The sequence below is a fragment of the Bradyrhizobium sp. 40 genome, assembly GCF_023100925.1.
Classification (GTDB): Bacteria; Pseudomonadota; Alphaproteobacteria; order Rhizobiales; family Xanthobacteraceae; genus Bradyrhizobium.
Genome location: NZ_CP064688.1, coordinates 5,144,520 through 5,162,456 on the forward strand (window position 1 = coordinate 5,144,520; position 17,937 = coordinate 5,162,456).

Annotated in this window: 17 protein-coding genes; 11 read left to right on the forward strand and 6 right to left on the reverse strand. The window is 66.2% G+C overall.

Annotated elements, in window-relative coordinates; all coding sequences use genetic code 11:
• Nucleotides 1–33: 33 nt before the first annotated feature.
• The 6 genes from IVB40_RS24885 to IVB40_RS24910 all read left to right on the forward strand — a co-directional run bounded on the left by IVB40_RS24885 (nt 34) and on the right by IVB40_RS24910 (nt 6,295).
• Nucleotides 34–1,026: a tripartite tricarboxylate transporter substrate binding protein gene (locus IVB40_RS24885; RefSeq protein ID WP_027569050.1), complete on the forward strand. Its 993-nt coding sequence runs from the start codon at nt 34–36 to the stop codon at nt 1,024–1,026.
• Nucleotides 1,027–1,115: 89 nt separating this feature from the next.
• On the forward strand, nt 1,116–1,610 hold the full coding sequence (locus IVB40_RS24890) for a tripartite tricarboxylate transporter TctB family protein (RefSeq protein WP_247359885.1): 495 nt from the start codon (nt 1,116–1,118) through the stop codon (nt 1,608–1,610).
• A gap of 4 nt (nt 1,611–1,614) precedes the next feature.
• Complete coding sequence (locus IVB40_RS24895) at nt 1,615–3,129, forward strand: tripartite tricarboxylate transporter permease (protein WP_027569048.1); 1,515 nt, start codon at nt 1,615–1,617, stop codon at nt 3,127–3,129.
• 51 nt (nt 3,130–3,180) lie between these two features.
• On the forward strand, nt 3,181–4,170 hold the full coding sequence (gene meaB, locus IVB40_RS24900; RefSeq protein WP_247816613.1) for a methylmalonyl Co-A mutase-associated GTPase MeaB: 990 nt from the start codon (nt 3,181–3,183) through the stop codon (nt 4,168–4,170).
• Nucleotides 4,167–4,820 carry a pyroglutamyl-peptidase I gene (locus IVB40_RS24905; RefSeq protein WP_247816614.1) on the forward strand — a complete coding sequence of 218 codons (654 nt, stop codon included), beginning with the start codon at nt 4,167–4,169 and terminating at the stop codon, nt 4,818–4,820. The genes meaB and IVB40_RS24905 overlap by 4 nt, the downstream gene beginning before the upstream one ends.
• 104 nt (nt 4,821–4,924) lie before the next feature.
• Nucleotides 4,925–6,295, forward strand: a complete 1,371-nt coding sequence (locus tag IVB40_RS24910) for a TIGR03808 family TAT-translocated repetitive protein (RefSeq protein ID WP_247399240.1) — start codon at nt 4,925–4,927, stop codon at nt 6,293–6,295.
• Between the two features lie 30 nt (nt 6,296–6,325).
• Here the strand turns inward: IVB40_RS24910 and IVB40_RS24915 are convergent, their stop codons facing one another.
• The 4 genes from IVB40_RS24915 to IVB40_RS24930 all read right to left on the reverse strand — a co-directional run bounded on the left by IVB40_RS24915 (nt 6,326) and on the right by IVB40_RS24930 (nt 10,450).
• Entirely contained in the window at nt 6,326–6,988 is a 663-nt protein-coding gene (locus IVB40_RS24915; protein WP_247816615.1) for a TIGR03809 family protein, read from the reverse strand.
• Nucleotides 6,989–7,467: 479 nt separating this feature from the next.
• Complete coding sequence (locus tag IVB40_RS24920; protein WP_247816616.1) at nt 7,468–9,174, reverse strand: S8 family serine peptidase; 1,707 nt, start codon at nt 9,172–9,174, stop codon at nt 7,468–7,470.
• Between the two features lie 14 nt (nt 9,175–9,188).
• The gene (locus tag IVB40_RS24925) at nt 9,189–9,884 is read right to left on the reverse strand and encodes a hypothetical protein (protein ID WP_027569041.1); all 696 of its coding nucleotides are present in this window, start codon (nt 9,882–9,884) and stop codon (nt 9,189–9,191) included.
• Nucleotides 9,881–10,450, reverse strand: coding sequence for a sigma-70 family RNA polymerase sigma factor (locus IVB40_RS24930; protein WP_007593582.1), 570 nt, complete (start codon nt 10,448–10,450; stop codon nt 9,881–9,883). The genes IVB40_RS24925 and IVB40_RS24930 overlap by 4 nt, the downstream gene beginning before the upstream one ends.
• 434 nt (nt 10,451–10,884) lie before the next feature.
• On the opposite strand from IVB40_RS24930, the gene IVB40_RS24935 reads away from it, so the two are divergent.
• Both IVB40_RS24935 and IVB40_RS24940 read left to right on the forward strand, forming a co-directional pair.
• On the forward strand, nt 10,885–12,042 hold the full coding sequence (locus IVB40_RS24935; protein ID WP_247399247.1) for a GGDEF domain-containing protein: 1,158 nt from the start codon (nt 10,885–10,887) through the stop codon (nt 12,040–12,042).
• A 63-nt stretch (nt 12,043–12,105) separates the two neighbouring features.
• Complete coding sequence (locus IVB40_RS24940; protein ID WP_247467447.1) at nt 12,106–13,209, forward strand: DUF2336 domain-containing protein; 1,104 nt, start codon at nt 12,106–12,108, stop codon at nt 13,207–13,209.
• A 10-nt stretch (nt 13,210–13,219) separates the two neighbouring features.
• On the opposite strand, the gene IVB40_RS24945 is transcribed toward IVB40_RS24940, so the two are convergent.
• Nucleotides 13,220–13,858: a DUF1109 domain-containing protein gene (locus IVB40_RS24945; protein ID WP_247467445.1), complete on the reverse strand. Its 639-nt coding sequence runs from the start codon at nt 13,856–13,858 to the stop codon at nt 13,220–13,222.
• Between the two features lie 2 nt (nt 13,859–13,860).
• Entirely contained in the window at nt 13,861–14,406 is a 546-nt protein-coding gene (locus IVB40_RS24950; protein ID WP_027569038.1) for a sigma-70 family RNA polymerase sigma factor, read from the reverse strand.
• Between the two features lie 288 nt (nt 14,407–14,694).
• Here IVB40_RS24950 and IVB40_RS24955 point away from each other — a divergent pair, with 288 nt between their 5' ends.
• The 3 genes from IVB40_RS24955 to IVB40_RS24965 all read left to right on the forward strand — a co-directional run bounded on the left by IVB40_RS24955 (nt 14,695) and on the right by IVB40_RS24965 (nt 17,917).
• The gene (locus IVB40_RS24955) at nt 14,695–15,360 is read left to right on the forward strand and encodes a hypothetical protein (protein ID WP_247816617.1); all 666 of its coding nucleotides are present in this window, start codon (nt 14,695–14,697) and stop codon (nt 15,358–15,360) included.
• Between the two features lie 162 nt (nt 15,361–15,522).
• Nucleotides 15,523–16,302, forward strand: a complete 780-nt coding sequence (locus tag IVB40_RS24960) for an enoyl-CoA hydratase (RefSeq protein WP_247467440.1) — start codon at nt 15,523–15,525, stop codon at nt 16,300–16,302.
• Nucleotides 16,303–16,486: 184 nt separating this feature from the next.
• A complete protein-coding gene (locus tag IVB40_RS24965; RefSeq protein ID WP_247467437.1) occupies nt 16,487–17,917 on the forward strand; it encodes a TolC family outer membrane protein in 1,431 nt (476 codons plus the stop codon).
• Nucleotides 17,918–17,937: the final 20 nt, after the last annotated feature.

Genomic DNA, 17,937 nt, shown 5'->3' on the forward strand with positions numbered 1-17,937 from the left:
GCCCGAAATCATGGGCGCCGCTGGGAGGCATTGATGTCCAAGATTACGCGCCGCACCTTTGCGGCTTCATCTGCCGCAGTCGCGGCATCCGCCGCATTCGGCCTCACACCCGCACTTGCACAAGCGTACCCGGCGCGGCCCGTCACCGTGATCGTGCCTTGGGGCGCGGGCGGCGGTACCGACGCGACTGCGCGCATTGTCGCGGCGCTTCTGGAGAAGGATCTCGGCCAGCCCTTCAACGTGGTCAATCGCACCGGCGGCTCCGGCGTCGTCGGCCATACCGCGATCGCGACCGCGCAGCCCGATGGCTACACCATCGGCATGCTCACGGTCGAAATCTCGATGATGCACTGGCAAGGGCTGACCGAGCTGGCGCCGAAGAGCTACACCCCGCTGGCGCTGATGAACGAAGATCCCCCGGGCATCCAGGTCTCCTCCTCCTCGCCTTACAAGACGGTGAAGGAACTCGCCGAAGCCATCAAGGCGGCCCCTCCCGGCAAGTTCAAGGCTTCCGGCACCGGCCAGGGCGGGATCTGGCACCTCGCGCTGGTCGGCTGGATGCAGGCGATGGGCCTGCCCGCCAACCAGGTCGCCTGGGTGCCGTCGAACGGCGCCGCACCCGCGATGCAGGACCTCGCCGCCGGCGGCCTCGACCTGACCACCTGCTCGGTGCCGGAAGCCCGCGCCATCATCGAGGCCGGCAAGGCCAGGAGCCTTGCCATCATGGCGCCGGCGCGCAATCCGATCTTCAAGGACGTGCCGACGCTGAAGGAGGCGATGGGCATCGACTACGCGACCGGCGCCTGGCGCGGCATCGCCGGGCCGAAGAACCTACCGCCGGAGATCGCAACCAAGCTCACCGCGGCGCTGCAGAAGGTCTACGACTCCGCCGAGTTCAAGGACTTCATGAGCAATCGCGGCTTCGGCACCGTGTGGGGCGATGCCGGCCAGTTCGCAAGCTTCATGGACAAGGGCGACGCCCAGATGGGCGAAGCGATGAAGGCGGCGGGTCTGAGCAAGGCGTGACCCTGGAATCATTTCCCGACTACACGCGCTGATCGCCTCTCTCTCCTCCCGCGCGGGGAGAGAGAGAATACCTCACATAGGATTCTCCCATGCGTCTTCCCGACTCGGTCACGGGATCGTTTCTCGTCGTGCTCGGCACAGCAGCCGCCTATGGCGGCTGGCTGCTGCCGCCGGTGCCCGGGCAGCCGGTCGGCCCCAACGTATTTCCGCTCGTGATCGGCATTGGGCTTGCGCTGTGCGGGCTCGCGATCGTGTTCGGGATCGGCCACACCTTCGAGGAGGCGGAAGAGCTGATCCCGCTCGAGGCTGGCCAGGCAGCGGCTGCCCCGCCGCCACAGGGAAAGTTGTACAGCCTGCGCGCGCTGCTGCCCCCGGCGCTGCTGCTGTTCTACGTGGTCGCGGCCGACCGGCTCGGCTTCATCATCACCGCGGCGATCATGGTCTACGTCACCTCGACCGCGTTGGGGGCGAAGTGGAAGCTGGCGCTGCCGCTCGCAGCGCTGTCGCCGTTCGCCATCCACCTGATCTTCGGCAAGCTGCTGCGCGTGCCGCTGCCCGCCGGCCTGTTGCCGACGCCCTGGTGACCCCATGCTGAAAACCCTGATTGAAGCGTTCGCACTGATCTCCACCTGGGAGGTCATCATCGCGATGTTCGCAGCCTCGGTGTACGGGCTCGTGATCGGCTCGCTGCCGGGCCTGTCGGCGACGATGGCAACCGCCCTGCTCGTCCCCGTCACCTTCTACCTCTCGCCGATCGCGGCGATTGCGACCATCGTCGCCGCGTCTTCGATGGCGATCTTCTCCGGCGACATTCCCGGCGCGCTGCTGCGCATCCCGGGAACGCCCGCCTCCGCCGCCTATGCGGACGAAGCCTACGCCATGACCCGCAAGGGGCAGGCCGAGCTGGCGCTCGGGGCCGGCGTGTGGTTCTCGGCCGTCGGCGGCATCGCCGGCGTGCTGTCGCTGATGATCCTGGCGCCGCCGCTGGCCGAGATCGCGCTGTCGTTTTCGACCTTCGAGTATTTCTGGCTGGCGCTGCTCGGCCTGATGTGCGCGACGCTGGTGGCGCGCTCCTCGCCGGTAAAGGCAATCGCCGGCATGTTCCTCGGCCTGCTGGTCTCCTGCGTCGGCATCGAGAATCCCGGCGGCGTGCCGCGCTTCACCTTCGGCCTCACCGATCTGTTCGGCGGCATCGAGCCGATCCCCGCGCTGGTGGGCGTGTTCGCGGTGGCCCAGGTGATGCGCGCAATGCTGACCCCCGAGCCGCCGCCGCTGCCGCGGCGCAAATTCGGAAGCATCATGGCCGGCCAGTGGAAGCTGACCAAGAAATACCATTGGCAGATGACGCGCGGAAACATCGTCGGCATCATCATCGGCGTGCTGCCCGGCGCCGGCGCCGACATGGCCGCTTGGGTGTCCTACGCGATGTCGAAGCGCTTCTCCAAGGAACCGGAAAAGTTCGGCACCGGCCATGTCGAAGGCCTGGTCGAGGCCGGCGCCAGCAACAATGCCAGCATCGCCTCGGGCTGGGTGCCATCATTGCTGTTCGGCATCCCCGGCGACACCATCGCGGCGATCGCGATCGGCGTGCTCTACATGAAGGGGCTGAACCCGGGACCGACGCTGTTCACCGAGAAAGCGTCGAGCATGTACGCGATCTATCTGATGTTCATCATCGCAAACATTTTGATGATCCCGCTCGGCATCGCCATGATCCGGGTTGCCGCCTACATCCTGCTGGCACCGCGCTCCGCTATCATGCCGATCATCATGCTGTGCTGCGCGGTCGGCTCGTTCGCGATCGGCAACAACATGTTCGGCGTCGTCACCGTCGCCGCCTTCGGCGTGATCGGCTATGTCATGGAAGCAAACGGCTATCCCGTCGCCGCGATGGTGCTCGGCATCGTCATGGGCACCATGGTCGAGCAGGCTTTCGTCACCTCGCTGATCAAGTCGGACGGCAGCATTTTGCCGTTTTTCGAACGCCCGGTCGCTGCGATCCTCGCTGCCATGGCGATCGGGGCGCTGCTGTGGCCGGTGATGGTCTGGGCGTGGCGGAAGGTGAAACCGGTGCGGACGGGGGTGGCGGCGACATCCCGGTGATATCGGGCGGGCGGCCCTCGCCTGCCCCGCGGGGGCGTTGTAAAGCAGGGCATGGTTGAGAAAAAGCCTTCACTGGACATCAAATCCCTCGCCCATGACCTTCGCGCCGGCAGCCGCGCGGCGCTGGCGCGGGCCATCACGCTGGTCGAGAGCCGGCGCAGCGATCATCACGCGCTGGCGCGCGAGCTGGTGCAGATGCTCTTGTCCGATACCGGCAGGGCGGTCCGCGTCGGCATCACCGGCTCGCCCGGCGTCGGCAAGTCCACCACCATCGACGCGCTCGGCACCCATCTCATCGAGCAAGGCCACAAGGTCGCGGTGCTCGCGGTCGATCCGTCGTCGGCGCGGAGCGGCGGCTCGATCCTCGGCGACAAGACGCGGATGGCCCGCCTGTCGGCCTCCGACGACGCCTTCATCCGGCCCTCGCCGGCCTCGGGCACGCTCGGCGGCGTCGCGGCCAAGACACGCGAGGCGATGCTGCTGTGCGAGGCGGCCGGCTTCGACGTCGTGCTGGTGGAAACGGTCGGCATCGGCCAGTCCGAGACCGCGGTCTGCGACATGACCGATTTCTTCCTGGCCTTGATGCTGCCGGGCGGCGGCGACGAATTGCAGGGCATCAAGAAGGGCCTGGTGGAGCTCGCCGACATGATCGCGATCAACAAGGCCGACGGCGACAATCTCAAGCGCGCCAACATCACCGCCGCCGATTATCGCGGCGCGCTGCATATCCTGACGCCACGCTCCGAGCACTGGCATCCGCCGGTCGAGACCTATTCGGCGCTGACCGGGGACGGCATCGCGAAGATCTGGCAGAAAGTCCTCGATCACCGCAAGGCGATGAATGCATCCGGCGACTTCGCCGCACGGCGGCGTGAGCAGCAGGTGAAATGGATGTGGTCGATGCTGGAGCAGCGCATGCTGGCACGGTTGCGCAGCGAGGCGTCGGTGCGGACCAAGGTCCGGAAGATCGAGACTGAGGTCGCCGACGGCCATCTCACGCCGGCGCTCGCCGCCGAAAAGATCCTGGAGTTGCTGCAATGAGCGCCAAGCTCCGCATTCTCCTCACCGGCTTCGGCCCGTTTCCCGGCGCACCCTACAATCCGACCCAGCCACTGGTCGCCCGGCTGGCGCAATTGCGCCGACCCGCACTCGACGATGCCGCGATCTCCAGCCACATCTTCCCGGTCACCTATGCTGCGGTAGACCGGCAATTGCCGGAGGTGCTCGCGAAAGAGAAGCCGGATGCGCTGCTGATGTTCGGCCTCGCCGCACGCACACCCTATCTGCGCATCGAGAGCCGCGCGCGCAATGCCGTCACCATGCTCTGGCCCGATGCCGCCAACACCCGCTCGAGCAAGCGCGGCATCGCCGGCAATGCGGACGCGCTGACGTTCGGCCCGCATACCGCAAGGCTGCTGCGCGCCGCGCGCCTCACCGGCATCGACGCGCGCCCCTCGCGAGATGCCGGCGCCTATCTCTGCAATTACCTGAGCTGGCGCGCGATCGAAAACGTCAGGGCCGGCGGGCCGCAGCTTGCGGCGTTCATCCATATTCCCCTGCTCGCGCGCAGTGGCGCCGTGCGCCGCAAGGGCGCGCCGCGGATCACGCTGGAGGAACTGGTGGACGCCGGGGAAGCGATGCTGATGGAGATGGTACAGCTGGCACGGAAGGCTCGGAACACGACTGCGTAAACATTTAACCCTACCGTGAACTATCCTCATGGCCCCAGCCGCGCGGTCCCGTTTTTGCGCTACCTAACCGCTGCGGGCCCCCGCGTCCGCCGGAGGACGCATCCATGGACCTCAATCGCCGCCATCTCATCGGAGCATCGACCGCAGGCATCGCCGGCGCGCTCGCGATACCAGCCGACGCCGCGCGCGCAGCGCCGCTGACGTCGCTGCTCGGCCGCGATGCCACGCAATATGGAGTGCGGCCCGGCAGCAGCGAGGATCAGACCCGCGCGCTCCAGCGTGCGATCGACGAGGCCGCGCGGGCGCAGATGCCGCTGGCGCTGCCACCCGGCATCTACCGCACGGGACTGTTGCGTCTGCCAAACGGCGCGCAACTGATCGGCGTGCGCGGCGCAACAAAATTCGTTTTCACCGGCGGGGCGTCGGCGATCCAGAGCGACGGCTCCGATGCAATCGGCATTTCCGGCATCACCTTTGACGGCAGCGGCATTCCGCTGCCGACGCGACGCGGGCTGATCCAGATCCTCGGCGGACGCGACGTCCGCATCACCGATTGCGCGATCACCGGCTCCGGTGGCAGCGGCATCTGGCTCGAGCAGGTCTCCGGCGACATCTCGGGCAACATCTTTACCAACATCGCGGTGACGGCAGTGGTGTCGTTCGACGCCAGGGGTCTCAGCGTCTCCCACAACACCATCACCGGCACCAACGACAATGGCATCGAGATCCTGCGCACGGCCATCGGCGACGACGGCACGCTGGTCGCTGATAACCGCATCGAGGACATCAAGGCCGGTCCCGGCGGCTCCGGCCAGTACGGCAACGCCATCAACGCGTTCCGCGCCGGCAACGTCATCGTGCGCGGCAATCGCATCAAAAATTGCGATTACTCCGCCGTGCGCGGCAACTCGGCCTCGAACATCCACATCACCGGCAACAGCGTCAGCGATGTGCGCGAGGTCGCGCTCTATTCGGAATTCGCTTTCGAGGCCGCGGTGATCGCCAACAACATCGTGGACGGCGCCGCCGTCGGCGTCTCCGTCTGCAATTTCAACGAAGGCGGCCGCATCGCCGTGGTCCAGGGCAACATCATCCGCAATCTGATCCCGAAGCGGCCGATCGGCACCGCGCCGGATGACGATGCCGGCATCGGCATCTACATCGAGGCGGATTCATCAGTCACCGGCAACGTGATCGAGAACGCGCCGTCCTACGGCATCGTCGCCGGCTGGGGCAAATATCTCCGCGACGTCGCCATCACGGGCAACGTGATCCGCAAGGCACTGGCAGGCGTCGGCGTGTCCGTCGTGCCCGGCGCCGGCACCGCGCTCGTCAACAACAACATGATCTCGGAAACCCCGCGCGGCGCCGTGGTCGGGCTCGATCACGCGCGCGCCGTAACGTCCGACCTGTCGGCGGACGGCGCTCAGCGGTTTGCGCAATTGGTCGTCGGCGGGAATGCGGTGCGGCGGTAGCTGCGGCTCCTCGCCTCTGGCTCTCGAACGCTAGAACGCGTTCCGCAGCAGCGGGTACTTCGCTTCGAGGCCGTCGAGGCTGAAGGTGAACTCAACCAGACGTTCGGGGGCTGCGACAATTTCGGCTGCCGGCGGAGAGAACTGCGGCAGAAGCACCGCCATCGCAGCCAGCGCCTTGGGCGCTGCCGGCACCTTGGGCCCCGTCATCGTGACGGGCGCGGTGGGCGGCGCCATGGCAGCCGGCACTCTGAGCGGTGCCATCGGGGCAGGCGCGGCGACCGGCGCGGTCGGGGCTTCGGTGATTTCGGCGAGAACGCCCGGCTTCGGATCGAGCCTGACCGGGACGGCGGTCTCCGGGGCGATGTGCACGGCCTTCGGTTGCACGGTCTGCGCCTGGGGCTCGCGCGGAAACATGCGGGGCATAGTCGCCGGCGACCAGCCGAATGCGGGCGACACGCTCGCGGCCGCCGTGGCGACATCAGCGCCGGTGGCAAGCGCGCGCCAGGTCTGGACGGCGAGCTTCGCTTCCTGGATGTTTTCGAGAAATGCGATTTCGGAATGATAGCGGCGCCAGCGCCCGGTCTCGAACATCTCGGAGAGATGCACCAGCCGCTGCTCGGCGAGAGCGCACCAGCGTGCCGCAACGTCGCGGCCAATAGCAACGTCGCGAATAGCCTCTTGGCGATGTGTCATAAATCAGCCCGTCAGGAGAAAATACGGACGCGACGCAACGCACACGAATCAATTTAGACGCGACGTGAATATTTTGTGGAAAAGTTTTGACTTGTCCAGCAACGACGATGATTTCGTCGCCAAACTCCGTAGTCGTGCGGAGATTCAAGAGGTTTTGGAGTCAAGCTTCGCACAAGCATAGCGCGCTTGCGGCGTGCCGGCGGAGCGGTAGCGTTGAGTGAGCTACAACCTCTCAACCGGAAGCTGATCTCGCGTAGGGCTTCGAGGAATTGGACGTCCAAAAAGAAAAGACCCGTCCGGGGGGACAACCGGACGGGTCGAGCCATATGGGCGCTTGGGGTGGATGGGCGCTCGCGCCTAATATGACTTATGGGGAGGGATAACCGCTCCCACATAATTTGGTCGTGGCAGCGGGCCGAACGTTCAACGCGGCGTTTGATTTTTCGACCTTCGCGCCGCGCGCAAAGTTGTCGCAGCCGCTATCGCGTCGTCGGCTTATCCGCTTGAGAAACCGTGGCTTTATCCTCGGTGCTCGACAACGAAGGTTGCTCTAATGCGCGGATGCCAGGCTCGTCGCGACGCTTCTCGATATCTTCACGTTTTGTTGTACCGGACGCGGCCGCGACCGGCGTCGCGCCGGCGGCGGGAACGGCCATGACCGCGGCAAACGCGTCGGCCTCGCCATCGCCGAACAGATCGTCACGCCCGGGTGAACCGAGGTCACGCGCCGTCTTTGCCAGCGTCGTGCGCAGCGCTTCCGGCTTCAAGGCGTAGTTGCGCTCGAGCAGCAGCGCCGCGACGCCGGAGACATAGGCCGCCGAGAACGAGGTGCCCGACGTCATCTGGTATTTGCCGTCAGGCGCCGGCAGGAAGATATCGACGCCGGGGGCCGCGACCGCGATGTAGTTGCCGCGGTTGGAGGCGGTGAACAGCCTGTCCTGCTGGTCGGTCGCACTGACCGCTATCACGTTGGGATTGGCGGCCGGATAGAGCGGCGGAGACTTCGCGCCTGCGTTGCCGGCGGCCGCGATCAGCACCAGGCCACGCGCGGCGGTCGCCGCGATGGCCCGCTCGATCACCGCATCCTTCGGACCGGCAAAGCTCATGTTGACGATCTGGGCGCCATGCTCGGCGGCATAGTTCAGCGAGCGCAGGATGATGTAGGACGAGCTCTCGGCCGCGCCGGTGGTGCCGCCGAAGGCGCGGATGGCGATGAGGCGCGCCTCGGGCGCGCTGCCCATCAGCTTGGCATGGGCCACGATGGCGCCGGCAATGCCGGTGCCGTGAATGTGCGGGCCCTCGGCGCTGCCAAGCGCATCGAAATTGTCGGCAATGGAATTGGCAAGTTCCGGATGTTGGACGTCGATGCCGGAGTCGATCACGGCGACCGTCACATTGGCGCCATGCGCGAGAGTATGTGCCTGCGGCAGGCGGAGCTTGGCCAGCGCATATTGCGCGGGATCTCCCTCGGTCGGCACCGACGATTTCTGGTCCTGAAGCAGGTAGCGGAAGTTCGGCTGGACCGAACGCACGCTGCCGTCGGCCGCGAATTCACGCCGCACCGTCGCGGAGGGCCGGCCGTCGGTGATGCGGAACAGTCCGAACGTCGCCCCGATCAGCGGAAAATTCTCGGAGGACACGCGCGTCAGGCCATGGCGACGCGCAAGCTCGTCGGCTTGGCTCAACGACAGCCCGCCGTCGATCTCGGCGACAAATTCGCCGGCAAAGGTGCGCAAATCCGCGGCGACGGGCGTGTTGTTGCCGCGCCCCTTTCCGGCGGTCTTCTTGCCCGATTTGCCCGAGCCATCGCCGCCTGCGTTCTGCTGCGCCAGGCATTCGCCGGCGGCGTCGCGATCGGGCGCGGTACAGGCGGGATAGAGGTTCGGGGAGTAGCGCGCATAAGGCAGCACCGGCGTCGGCCCCATCCGCGCCGAAATCCTCGTCGTCACAATCGGACCGGGACCGCGGCCGACGGCCACCGCTCTGGCGGCAACACCGGGACTGACGCGTGCGGCGATGCCAGGAGAAATCGTCGGCATTCGAGAGGGGACGCTGATCGTCGGCGTGCGCATGATCGCCTGCGCGTGCGCAACCTCGACGCCGAGACAGGCGGCGAGCAGAAGCGCGGCTGCGACCGACGAAGCGCAGGCCCCGGCTCTTACTCCACTTTCAAACTTGCGCGTCATTGGTTGGAAGCGCCTTACGGCGCTGCGACGGCGAGGTTGACGAACTTCTCGCGCTGCATCTTGCCGAGCAGCGAGGTGAGTTCGTCACGGCTCATCGCCTTGTCGAACTGGAGGCGGAACATACCGCCCTTGGCATCACCGATGATCGAAGCCTGGTAGCCGTCGAGCAATGCCGTGATATCGGCGACGCGCGCCTCGGGCGTGAAGCGTACCAGCGCGCGCGCTGGCGGGACGGTCGTGCCGAGGTCGCGGGTGATCGGAGCGCTGGTCGAGAGCGAAGCAGTCTGGAAGGTCGCAGTCTGGGTCTTCGTCAACACGGCGCCGATGATTCCGGCCTGCAGCACGAGCGCGATGGCGCCAAGGCTCGCCGACCAGGCCAGAGTGCGCGGCGACAGGCTCGCAAAGAAGGTGGCGATGCGCGCCGACAGCGGCAGCGAACCGGCCGCCCGCGCAGGCTCAGCGTCGATCGCGGCGAACAGCTTCTGCATCGCACGCGCCGACGGAGCCCCCAGGCTCTCGTTCAGATGGATGGTCTCTTCATACTCGCCGCGGATCGCGGCATATTGCTTCGCGAGCTCGGGATCGCGCGCCAGCGCCTCGTCGACGCGGCGCGCATCGCGCGGGTTCAGCGTGCCGGCGGCGTGCCACGGCAGCAGCAGTTCAATTTCACCGGGCTCTTGCTCCAGCATCTTCTTGCTCAAAGCCATCATGGCCAGCCTCGCTCAATGCCGGCTGCTTTCAGCAGTTCGGCCAATTTCTTGCGCGCATAGAACAAGCGCGTCTTCACAGTGTTCTCCGGGATGCCAACGATTTCGGCCACTTCTTCCACGGACTTCTCGTGGTAGTAGACGAGATCGACGATCTCCCGATGGTCCGGCGAGAGGCCCGTCAGACACTCCCGCAACGCTTCACTGGTATCCTTCTTCTGCACCGCCGTTTCCGGATTGTCGGACGTATCCTCGATCGCGTTCGCGGCGTCGTCGTCCAACTCAAAATCCTTCCTGCGCCGAAGCGCAGACAGGGCCTTGAATCGGGTAATGGCCAGCAGCCAGGTGGAAACGGCGGATCGGCCCTCGAATTTGCCGGCTTGACGCCAGACGTCGAGAAACACCTCGCTGATGAGGTCTTCCGCCGCCTGCTCGTCCCGCACGAGCCGGAGGCCGAACCGATACACCCTGACATGGTGCCGCCCGTACAGCACCTGCATGGCGAGCCGGTCACCTTGAGCGATCCTGGCGATCAGGATCTCGTCCGAAGCCGCTTGTGTCACGCTCAAAGACCGTCTCGCAAGGTTGGTCGGGTCGATGCGGCAGACGGTTCGACGGGAGGGGTAAAATTGTTCAGCCTACCGCAGTCATACGGGAGGCTGTGTGATCTACCACACATACGCGAAATTTCCTGTTGCCACCCGCGGCTGGGCGCCTCGCTCAAGAACGGTAACATAGTAATGAAACACTTTCCTGAGCAATGCCGTCCCAGTAGAGACGGCCCGACGTGCATGGAACCTTAGCAGCCTAGCACGACATATGTCTTCCGAAGCCCTGCTTTGGCTCGACCCCGTCGCACACGATGCCTAATCGCCGGCAAATTCCTGGAGCGATCGACGTCCCCTGCTGCCGCGCTGCACAGCGTGGATTCGGTTTCGAAGGATACCAAACCTAAAGGCTTGCGACGTAGATTTTTGAGCTGACATCCACCACTGGCGGGACCATGAGCACGGCTGCGACGTCCTTTCCCGAGAGGAATGCCGCTGAGGCCGCGGATCTCGCCTTGACGACCGAGGCAGCGGCACCCGAGGTCCTGGCACGCCGGATCCGGCAGCGGCGCCAGATGTATGTCGGCCAGGTGGCGAGCTATTCGCTCGGCGCCTCCGTCCTGCTGCTCTACGCCTTTGACGGCGTGATCTCCATGGGCGTTCCGTCGCTGTTCTGGCTCAGCGGCCTACTGATCATCGGTACCTTCACCGTGCTATCGGAAGCGGGCTTCGGCGACCGGTTCGAGGATCATTACCTCACCGTCTTCCAGATCTCGGCGCATATGACGCTGCAGCTGCTGTTCCTGCTCGCGGTGCCGACAGTCGGAGTCGCGTTCCTGGCCGTGCTGTTTCTGATCTTCGCCTTCGGCACGCTTCGTATGACATCGAGCCAGGCAATGCTCACCTGGGGTCTCACCACTTGCGGGCTCGCGTTGGTCTTCCTCGCCTCGGACTTGCCAATCGGACTGCCGGTTACGACCCAGCTGCAACGGGCGGCATCGATGCTGTGCTTCGTGCTGGTGATCGGCCAGTGCGCCTTCCTTGGCCTGTTCGGCGCCACGTTGCGCAAGATCCTGTACCGGCGCAGCATCGAGCTGAAGGCCGCCTATCGGCGCATCGAGGAACTGGCGGAGCTCGACGAGCTCACTGGCTCCTACAACCGCCGCTGTATCATGCGGCTTCTCGACGCCGAGATCGAAAAATCGCGGCAGACGTCGACCCCTTGCGCGATCGCGCTGATCGATCTCGACTGGTTCAAGCGCATCAACGACGCCCATGGCCATCCCGTCGGGGACGAGGTGCTGCGCACCTTCGCGATCACCATTTTCGCCAACATCCGCCCGGCCGACTGCTTCGGACGCTACGGCGGCGAGGAATTCTTGCTGCTGCTGCCGGGGATGGACGGCGATGCGGCGTCACGCATGCTCGATCGGCTGCGCGGCATCGTCGCCGATCTGGACTGGAGCGCATTCTCCCCGGGCATGCGCGTGACCATTTCCGCGGGCGTCGTGACGCTACGCGACAACGATACTGCCGACACGTTTCTCGTGCGCGCCGATAGCGCGCTCTATTCCGCCAAGGCACAGGGGCGCAACCGCATTGCAACGAGCTGACCAATCCATTTTCTCCCGGCGCGACAGAAGCCGCGGCCGGGCCGAACGCTCCAGGACAGGGCAATGAGATCCAAAGCCGTAAAATCATCCGAGAGTCTGCTCGAGGAATTGCAAACTGCTCTCTCGCACGGCACCGTTGCGCACCGGGTCGAGACGTTGCGCCGCGTCACCGATCTGTTCGTGGGCAACGCGGTGGACTATTCCGACGACCACGTCCGCGTGTTCGACGACGTGTTCCAATGCCTGATCGAGCGGATCGAGACGTCCGCCAGGGCGCTGCTCGCCGACCGCCTCGCATCGATCGCGGCTGCGCCGCCGAAGATCATCCGCACACTCGCGCTCGACGAGGTGATCGAGGTTTCCGGCCCGGTACTGTCGAAATCCGAACGGCTGGACGAGGTGACCCTGATGGAGATCGCACGCACCAGGGGCCAGGCCCATCTCAAGGCGATCTCGCTGCGGCGGGTGCTGTCGGAAGCGCTGACCGACGTGCTGGTGACCCGCGGCAACGAGGATGTGGTGCAATCGACCGTCAGCAATCCGGGCGCGCAACTGTCCGAGGGAAGTCTCGCCGACCTCGTGACCCGCGCCGAACGTGACGACGACCTCGCCAGCTGCATCGGCCTGCGGGCCGACCTGCCCCGCCATCATTATTTGAAGCTGGTCGCGAAGGCCTCCTTGACCGTGCGCCGGAAGCTGGAGGCCGCGCATCCGGAGCTCGCGGACGACGTGTCCAGCGTGGTCCAGGAAGCGGCTCAGCGGATCCGCGCCGCCACCACGACCCGGCAGACCGAGATGGCGCGGGCGCTGGTGAGGTCGCTGCACGAGGACGGCCGCCTGACCGAGCTCCAGGTCGCCACCTTCGCAGAGCAGGGCAAGTTCGACGAAACCAATGCGGGGCTCGCGGCGCTTGCGGGCGTCGCAGTCGAGACCGCCGAGACCATGATGATCGAAAGCCGGGTCGAGGGCGTGATGATCCTCGCCAAGGTCGCGGCCATGCAATGGTCGAGCGTCCGCGCCATCATCGCCCTGCGCGAGAAGCTCTCAGGCGGCCCGCAGACCGACATGCTGACGCTGCGCGACGCTTACGAGGCGCTGCGCAGCTCGACCGCGCAGCAGGTGCTGCGCTTCCACCGCATGCAGCAGGGCGCGGCGCCGGTGGCGTGAAGCTGGCGAGCTAGTAGCGTAGGACCCTCGCCCCCACCAGCGCGCCAATTGCCGTCACCAACGCGGTGGCGAGCGTGTACCAGGTCGCGACGAACAGCGGCGAGTCATCGGTGCAGTGCGAGGCGTACAGCGTCGCGGCAAGGCCCGCCGACACCAGGCCGGCGAGCGCACCGGCGAGCGCGGGGTGCGACGGCGCACCGTGGCGCAGGCCGAACAGGGCCCCCGCAAGCAGCGGCAGCGACATCGCGGGGATTGCGAACAGGCACACCCTGGAATTCTTGCCCATCAAACGCATCGTCATCGGCATGGCCGGCGCCATCATCGCCTCGCTGCCGATCGCCACCGCGAGCAGCCCGACGGGCAGCAGCAGCAGCCAGCCCCAGCCACGCAGCAAAGCCTCGGGACGCGACAGATGCAGGCTGACGATGATTGCCGGGATCGCGAGCGACAGCGTGACCGCGAACTTCATGTCGAAGAACGGGTTGCGCATCGCGCTCATCACGTCGTGACGCACACCGAGAAAGGTGGCGAAGATCAGGATCGACAGCGGCGCGGCGACCAGCAGCGCCATGGTCAGCACCGCGCCGACGCGCGGCGTGCGATGGGCGTTGTCGGCCGCGAGCGAGCGAATGAGTTGATCGGTATCCATAACTAGTGGTCCCGCAGTTTGGCTGTCAGCGCCGCAAGTCCGCGATGCAGCGCGACCCGCACCGCGCCCTCGCTCATCGAATATTTCGCCGCCGTGTCCTTGATCGAGGTGCTGTCGACCGCGATCGACTGCAACACGTCGCGCTGGCGTTGCGGCAGCGTATTGAGCTGGCTGGCGACCTCGCCGGCCGAGACCGTCTCCTGCGGCGCCTCACCCGGCAGGATCTCGGCGAAATCGTCGATGTTGACGAAGATCCGCCTGCCCCGTCGCCGCAGCATGTCGATCAGCTTGTTGCGGCCGATCGCAAACAGCCACGGGGCGAAGGGGGCTTCGCTGTCCCAGGTGTGCCGCTTCAGATGCACCGCCAACAGAATCTCCTGCACGATATCCTCGGCCTGGTCGGGAGGCTGCCCGGCCCGCGCCAGGCCGCGCCTCGCGGCAGCGCGCAGCACAGGCGTGACCGCCTTCAACAGACGATGATACGCCGCGTCATCGCCTGCCATGGCCGACCGCATCAGGTCGGTCCACTCGTCCTCACGTCCGCGCACGCGCGCCCCTCACCATGCAATTCGGCCGTTCTTTCAGTTTGTTACGCCGGCGGCAGCATGATCACGAATTCGTGATCATGCTTGGCCACGCAACCGATACGGCCGTCAGGATCTGCGACGGCTCATAACACCGATCGGTCCCGTACGCACCCGCGGCCGGCCGCGACGGCCAGGGATTGCCGCGCTTTTGCCCGGTGTGGCCCGAAGATTCCCATTTTCTGCCCCGCTGTCGTCACGCGCCAGGGTCTCTGTTCGGTCCGGGACGGGCGGACTTGGGGAGATGTCAACATGATGAAAGCCAGCGGGCGCGCGGCCCTGATTCTCCTGGCCGGGCTTTTCGTGCTGTTCGGGGGCGTTGCACAGGCGGCGCCGAGTTCAGCCGCTAGCAGCAAGTCGGACAATGCGAGCAAACAGGCGGACGAGGTCAAGCCGAGCAAGCAGCGGCGTCACACGTCGCGCCACCGCGACAACACCAAGACGGCGCAGAAATCCGACGACAAGGCCGACAAGAAGGACGCCGCGGCAACGGCCGACGAGGCGAAGGCCGACACTCGTGAGGTCCCGGCCTCGAGCCAGATGCCGCCGGAAGTCGCCAACGCCAATGCGCAGCTCGCCGCCGCCGATACGCCGACCGCGGCTGCCGCCTCAGCAATGACCGGCCGGGCCAACGACAACGTCCAGGCCGCGGCCGATAATACCGCCGCCCCGAACCCCGATAGCCAGGTCGTCGCACCCGATCAGCTCAACGATATCGACCGCGCCCTGCAACAGGACAACGCGCCGGCGCAGAAGGCGGTGATTGCCGCAATCGACGCGCAGCCGCGTCCGGCACCGGTGATGGCAAGCAGCCAGCAGAGCTCGGCCTGGGACCAGAGCTCCCTGATCGGAAAGATCTTCATCGGCGTCGGCACGCTGCTGACGCTGGCCTCCGCCGCGCGCATGTTCATGGCGTGACTTTGGCTTGATTACGGCCTGATCGCCGGCCCGCGGGACCTCGTCCGGAACGCGCATCTCGCCGCGTGTTCCGGCCGTTCCTGCTCCGATGGCTTTAGCGCCTCTTGAAGCCCACCGCGCCAGCGGGCACATTGCCCGCTCAACCAAAAGCGTGGGTGGAGCATGAGCACGTTCGAACACATCATCGTCGAAAGCAAAGGCGCGGTCGGCATCATCAAGCTGAATCGGCCGAAGCTGCTCAACGCACTCTCCTTTGGCGTCTTCCGCGAGATCGCCGCGGCCGTCGACGATCTCGAAGCCGATGACGGCATCGGCTGCATCGTCGTGACCGGCAGCGAGAAGGCATTTGCCGCCGGCGCCGACATCAAGGAGATGCAGCCGAAAGGCTTCATCGACATGTTCTCGGAGGATTTTGCCGCGATCGGCGGCGATCGGGTCGCGCGCTGCCGCAAGCCGACGATCGCCGCGGTCGCGGGTTATGCCCTCGGCGGCGGCTGCGAGCTCGCGATGATGTGCGACTTCATCATCGCCGCCGACACCGCCAAATTTGGCCAACCCGAAATCACCCTCGGCACCATCCCCGGCATCGGCGGCACCCAGCGCCTGACCCGTGCGATCGGCAAGTCCAAGGCGATGGACCTTTGCCTCACCGGCCGCATGATGGATGCAGCCGAAGCCGAGCGCAGCGGCCTCGTCAGCCGCATCGTGCCGGCCGACAAGCTGATGGAAGAGGTGATGGCCGCGGCCGAGAAGATCGCCGCGATGTCACGGCCCGCGGTCGCGATGGCCAAGGAAGCGGTCAACCGCGCCTTCGAGACCACGCTCGCCGAGGGCATGAGCGTCGAGCGCAACCTGTTCCACTCGACCTTCGCGCTGGAGGACCGCTCCGAGGGAATGGCGGCGTTCATCGAGAAGCGGAAGCCGGTGAACAAGAACCGGTAAGGAGGCGAGCGGTCAGGCTGGTGTAAGACTCTGCCTTTCCCGCAGAATCCCTGTGATGTAGCTGCAACAAGCACGGAATACATGGGGGTTTCCCCCGCGGCAGTTTGCCTGCGGGACCTCGGCTGGTTAAACAGTTAAGAGAGCCGCCGTCGGCGGGGGCGGACAGCCAGGATTTGCGGATTACATGATTGGGCGTGCCGCCAGAGCTGGTCGCGTGATGGCGCGGCATCGATCGGGCGTGGCTCCTGTGCTCGCGACATGGACCACGCTTGCGCTCTGTTGCGCCCTGCCCTCCGCCGCACGGGCGGAAGTGCTGCCGGAGGCGCTCGCCAAGGCCTACCAGACCAACCCGCAGCTCAATGCCGAACGTGCGCGGCAGCGGGCCACCGACGAGAACGTGCCGCAGGCGCTCGCCGGCTACCGGCCACAGATCGTGGCAAGCCTCAGCGCCGGGCTGCAATCGGTGCGCAATCTGCTGCCCGACAACACCATCCAGACCGCCAATCTGAAGCCATGGATCATCGGCGTCACCGTGTCGCAGACCCTGTTCAACGGTTTCCGCACCGCCAACAACGTGCGCGCCGCCGAACTCCAGGTGCAGTCTGGCCGCGAGGCGCTGCGCAACGTCGGCCAGGGCGTGCTGCTCGACGCGGTCACCGCCTACACCAATGTCCTCGCCAACCAGTCGCTGGTCGAGGCGCAGCGCTCCAACGTCGCCTTCCTGCGCGAAACGCTCTCGGTCACCCAGCGGCGCCTCAACGCCGGCGACGTCACGCCGACCGACAGCGCTCAGGCCGAGGCGCGGCTCAACCGCGGACTTTCCGATCTCAACGCCGCCGAAGTCGCGCTGGCGGTGAGCCAGGCGATCTACGCGCAGGTGATCGGCAATGCGCCGTCGCAGCTTCGCGCCGCCGAAGTCGTCGACCGCTATCTGCCGAAGAGCCGCGAAGACGCGCTGACGATGGCGATCCGCCAGCACCCGGCGGTGATGGCGGCGGGCTTCGACGTTGATGTCGCCTCCACCAACATCCGCGTCGCCGAAGGCGCGCTGCTGCCGAGCGCCAGCGTCCAGGGCAGCGCCAGCAAGAGCCGCAACAACGACCCGACGCTCGGCACCTTCGCCGAAGATCAGGCCTCGATCGTCGCGAATGTCACCGTGCCGATCTACGACGGCGGCCAGGCCGCCGCACAGACCCGGCAGGCCAAGGAGATCACGGCGCAGAGCCGGCTCGTGCTCGACCAGGTGCGCAACCAGGCGCGCACGGCGGCGGTCAGCGCGTGGGTTGCCAACGAAGGCGCCAAGATTGCGGTCTCGGCGTCGGAGTCCGAAGTGAAGGCGGCGACCGTCGCGCTCCAGGGCGTGCAGCGCGAGGCCGCGGGTGGACAGCGCACGACGGTGGATGTGCTGAACTCGCAGGCCGATTTGATCCAGGCCAAGGCCCGCCTGATCGGCGCCAATCGCGACCGCGTAATCGCCTCCTACACGCTGCTCAGCGCCGTCGGCCATCTCGACGTCAAGACCTTGAGCCTGAACACGCCGGACTATCTGCCCGAGGTGCACTACCAGCAAGTCCGCGACGCCTGGCACGGTCTGCGCACGCCGTCCGGGCAGTAGCTTCAAATCGTCCGCCTTGG

Bases quoted from the DNA above. Each gene is read 5' to 3' on its own strand.
- IVB40_RS24905 (WP_247816614.1), top strand. From the start codon at position 4,167: ATGAGCGCCAAGCTCCGCATTCTCCTCACCGGCTTCGGCCCGTTTCCC.
- IVB40_RS24885 (WP_027569050.1), top strand. From the start codon at position 34: ATGTCCAAGATTACGCGCCGCACCTTTGCGGCTTCATCTGCCGCAGTC.
- IVB40_RS24940 (WP_247467447.1), top strand. From the start codon at position 12,106: ATGAGATCCAAAGCCGTAAAATCATCCGAGAGTCTGCTCGAGGAATTG.
- IVB40_RS24935 (WP_247399247.1), top strand. From the start codon at position 10,885: ATGAGCACGGCTGCGACGTCCTTTCCCGAGAGGAATGCCGCTGAGGCC.
- IVB40_RS24895 (WP_027569048.1), top strand. From the start codon at position 1,615: ATGCTGAAAACCCTGATTGAAGCGTTCGCACTGATCTCCACCTGGGAG.
- IVB40_RS24965 (WP_247467437.1), top strand. From the start codon at position 16,487: ATGATTGGGCGTGCCGCCAGAGCTGGTCGCGTGATGGCGCGGCATCGA.
- IVB40_RS24960 (WP_247467440.1), top strand. From the start codon at position 15,523: ATGAGCACGTTCGAACACATCATCGTCGAAAGCAAAGGCGCGGTCGGC.
- IVB40_RS24955 (WP_247816617.1), top strand. From the start codon at position 14,695: ATGATGAAAGCCAGCGGGCGCGCGGCCCTGATTCTCCTGGCCGGGCTT.
- meaB (WP_247816613.1), top strand. From the start codon at position 3,181: ATGGTTGAGAAAAAGCCTTCACTGGACATCAAATCCCTCGCCCATGAC.
- IVB40_RS24920 (WP_247816616.1), bottom strand. From the start codon at position 9,174: ATGACGCGCAAGTTTGAAAGTGGAGTAAGAGCCGGGGCCTGCGCTTCG.
- IVB40_RS24925 (WP_027569041.1), bottom strand. From the start codon at position 9,884: ATGATGGCTTTGAGCAAGAAGATGCTGGAGCAAGAGCCCGGTGAAATT.
- IVB40_RS24890 (WP_247359885.1), top strand. From the start codon at position 1,116: ATGCGTCTTCCCGACTCGGTCACGGGATCGTTTCTCGTCGTGCTCGGC.
- IVB40_RS24915 (WP_247816615.1), bottom strand. From the start codon at position 6,988: ATGACACATCGCCAAGAGGCTATTCGCGACGTTGCTATTGGCCGCGAC.
- IVB40_RS24910 (WP_247399240.1), top strand. From the start codon at position 4,925: ATGGACCTCAATCGCCGCCATCTCATCGGAGCATCGACCGCAGGCATC.
- IVB40_RS24945 (WP_247467445.1), bottom strand. From the start codon at position 13,858: ATGGATACCGATCAACTCATTCGCTCGCTCGCGGCCGACAACGCCCAT.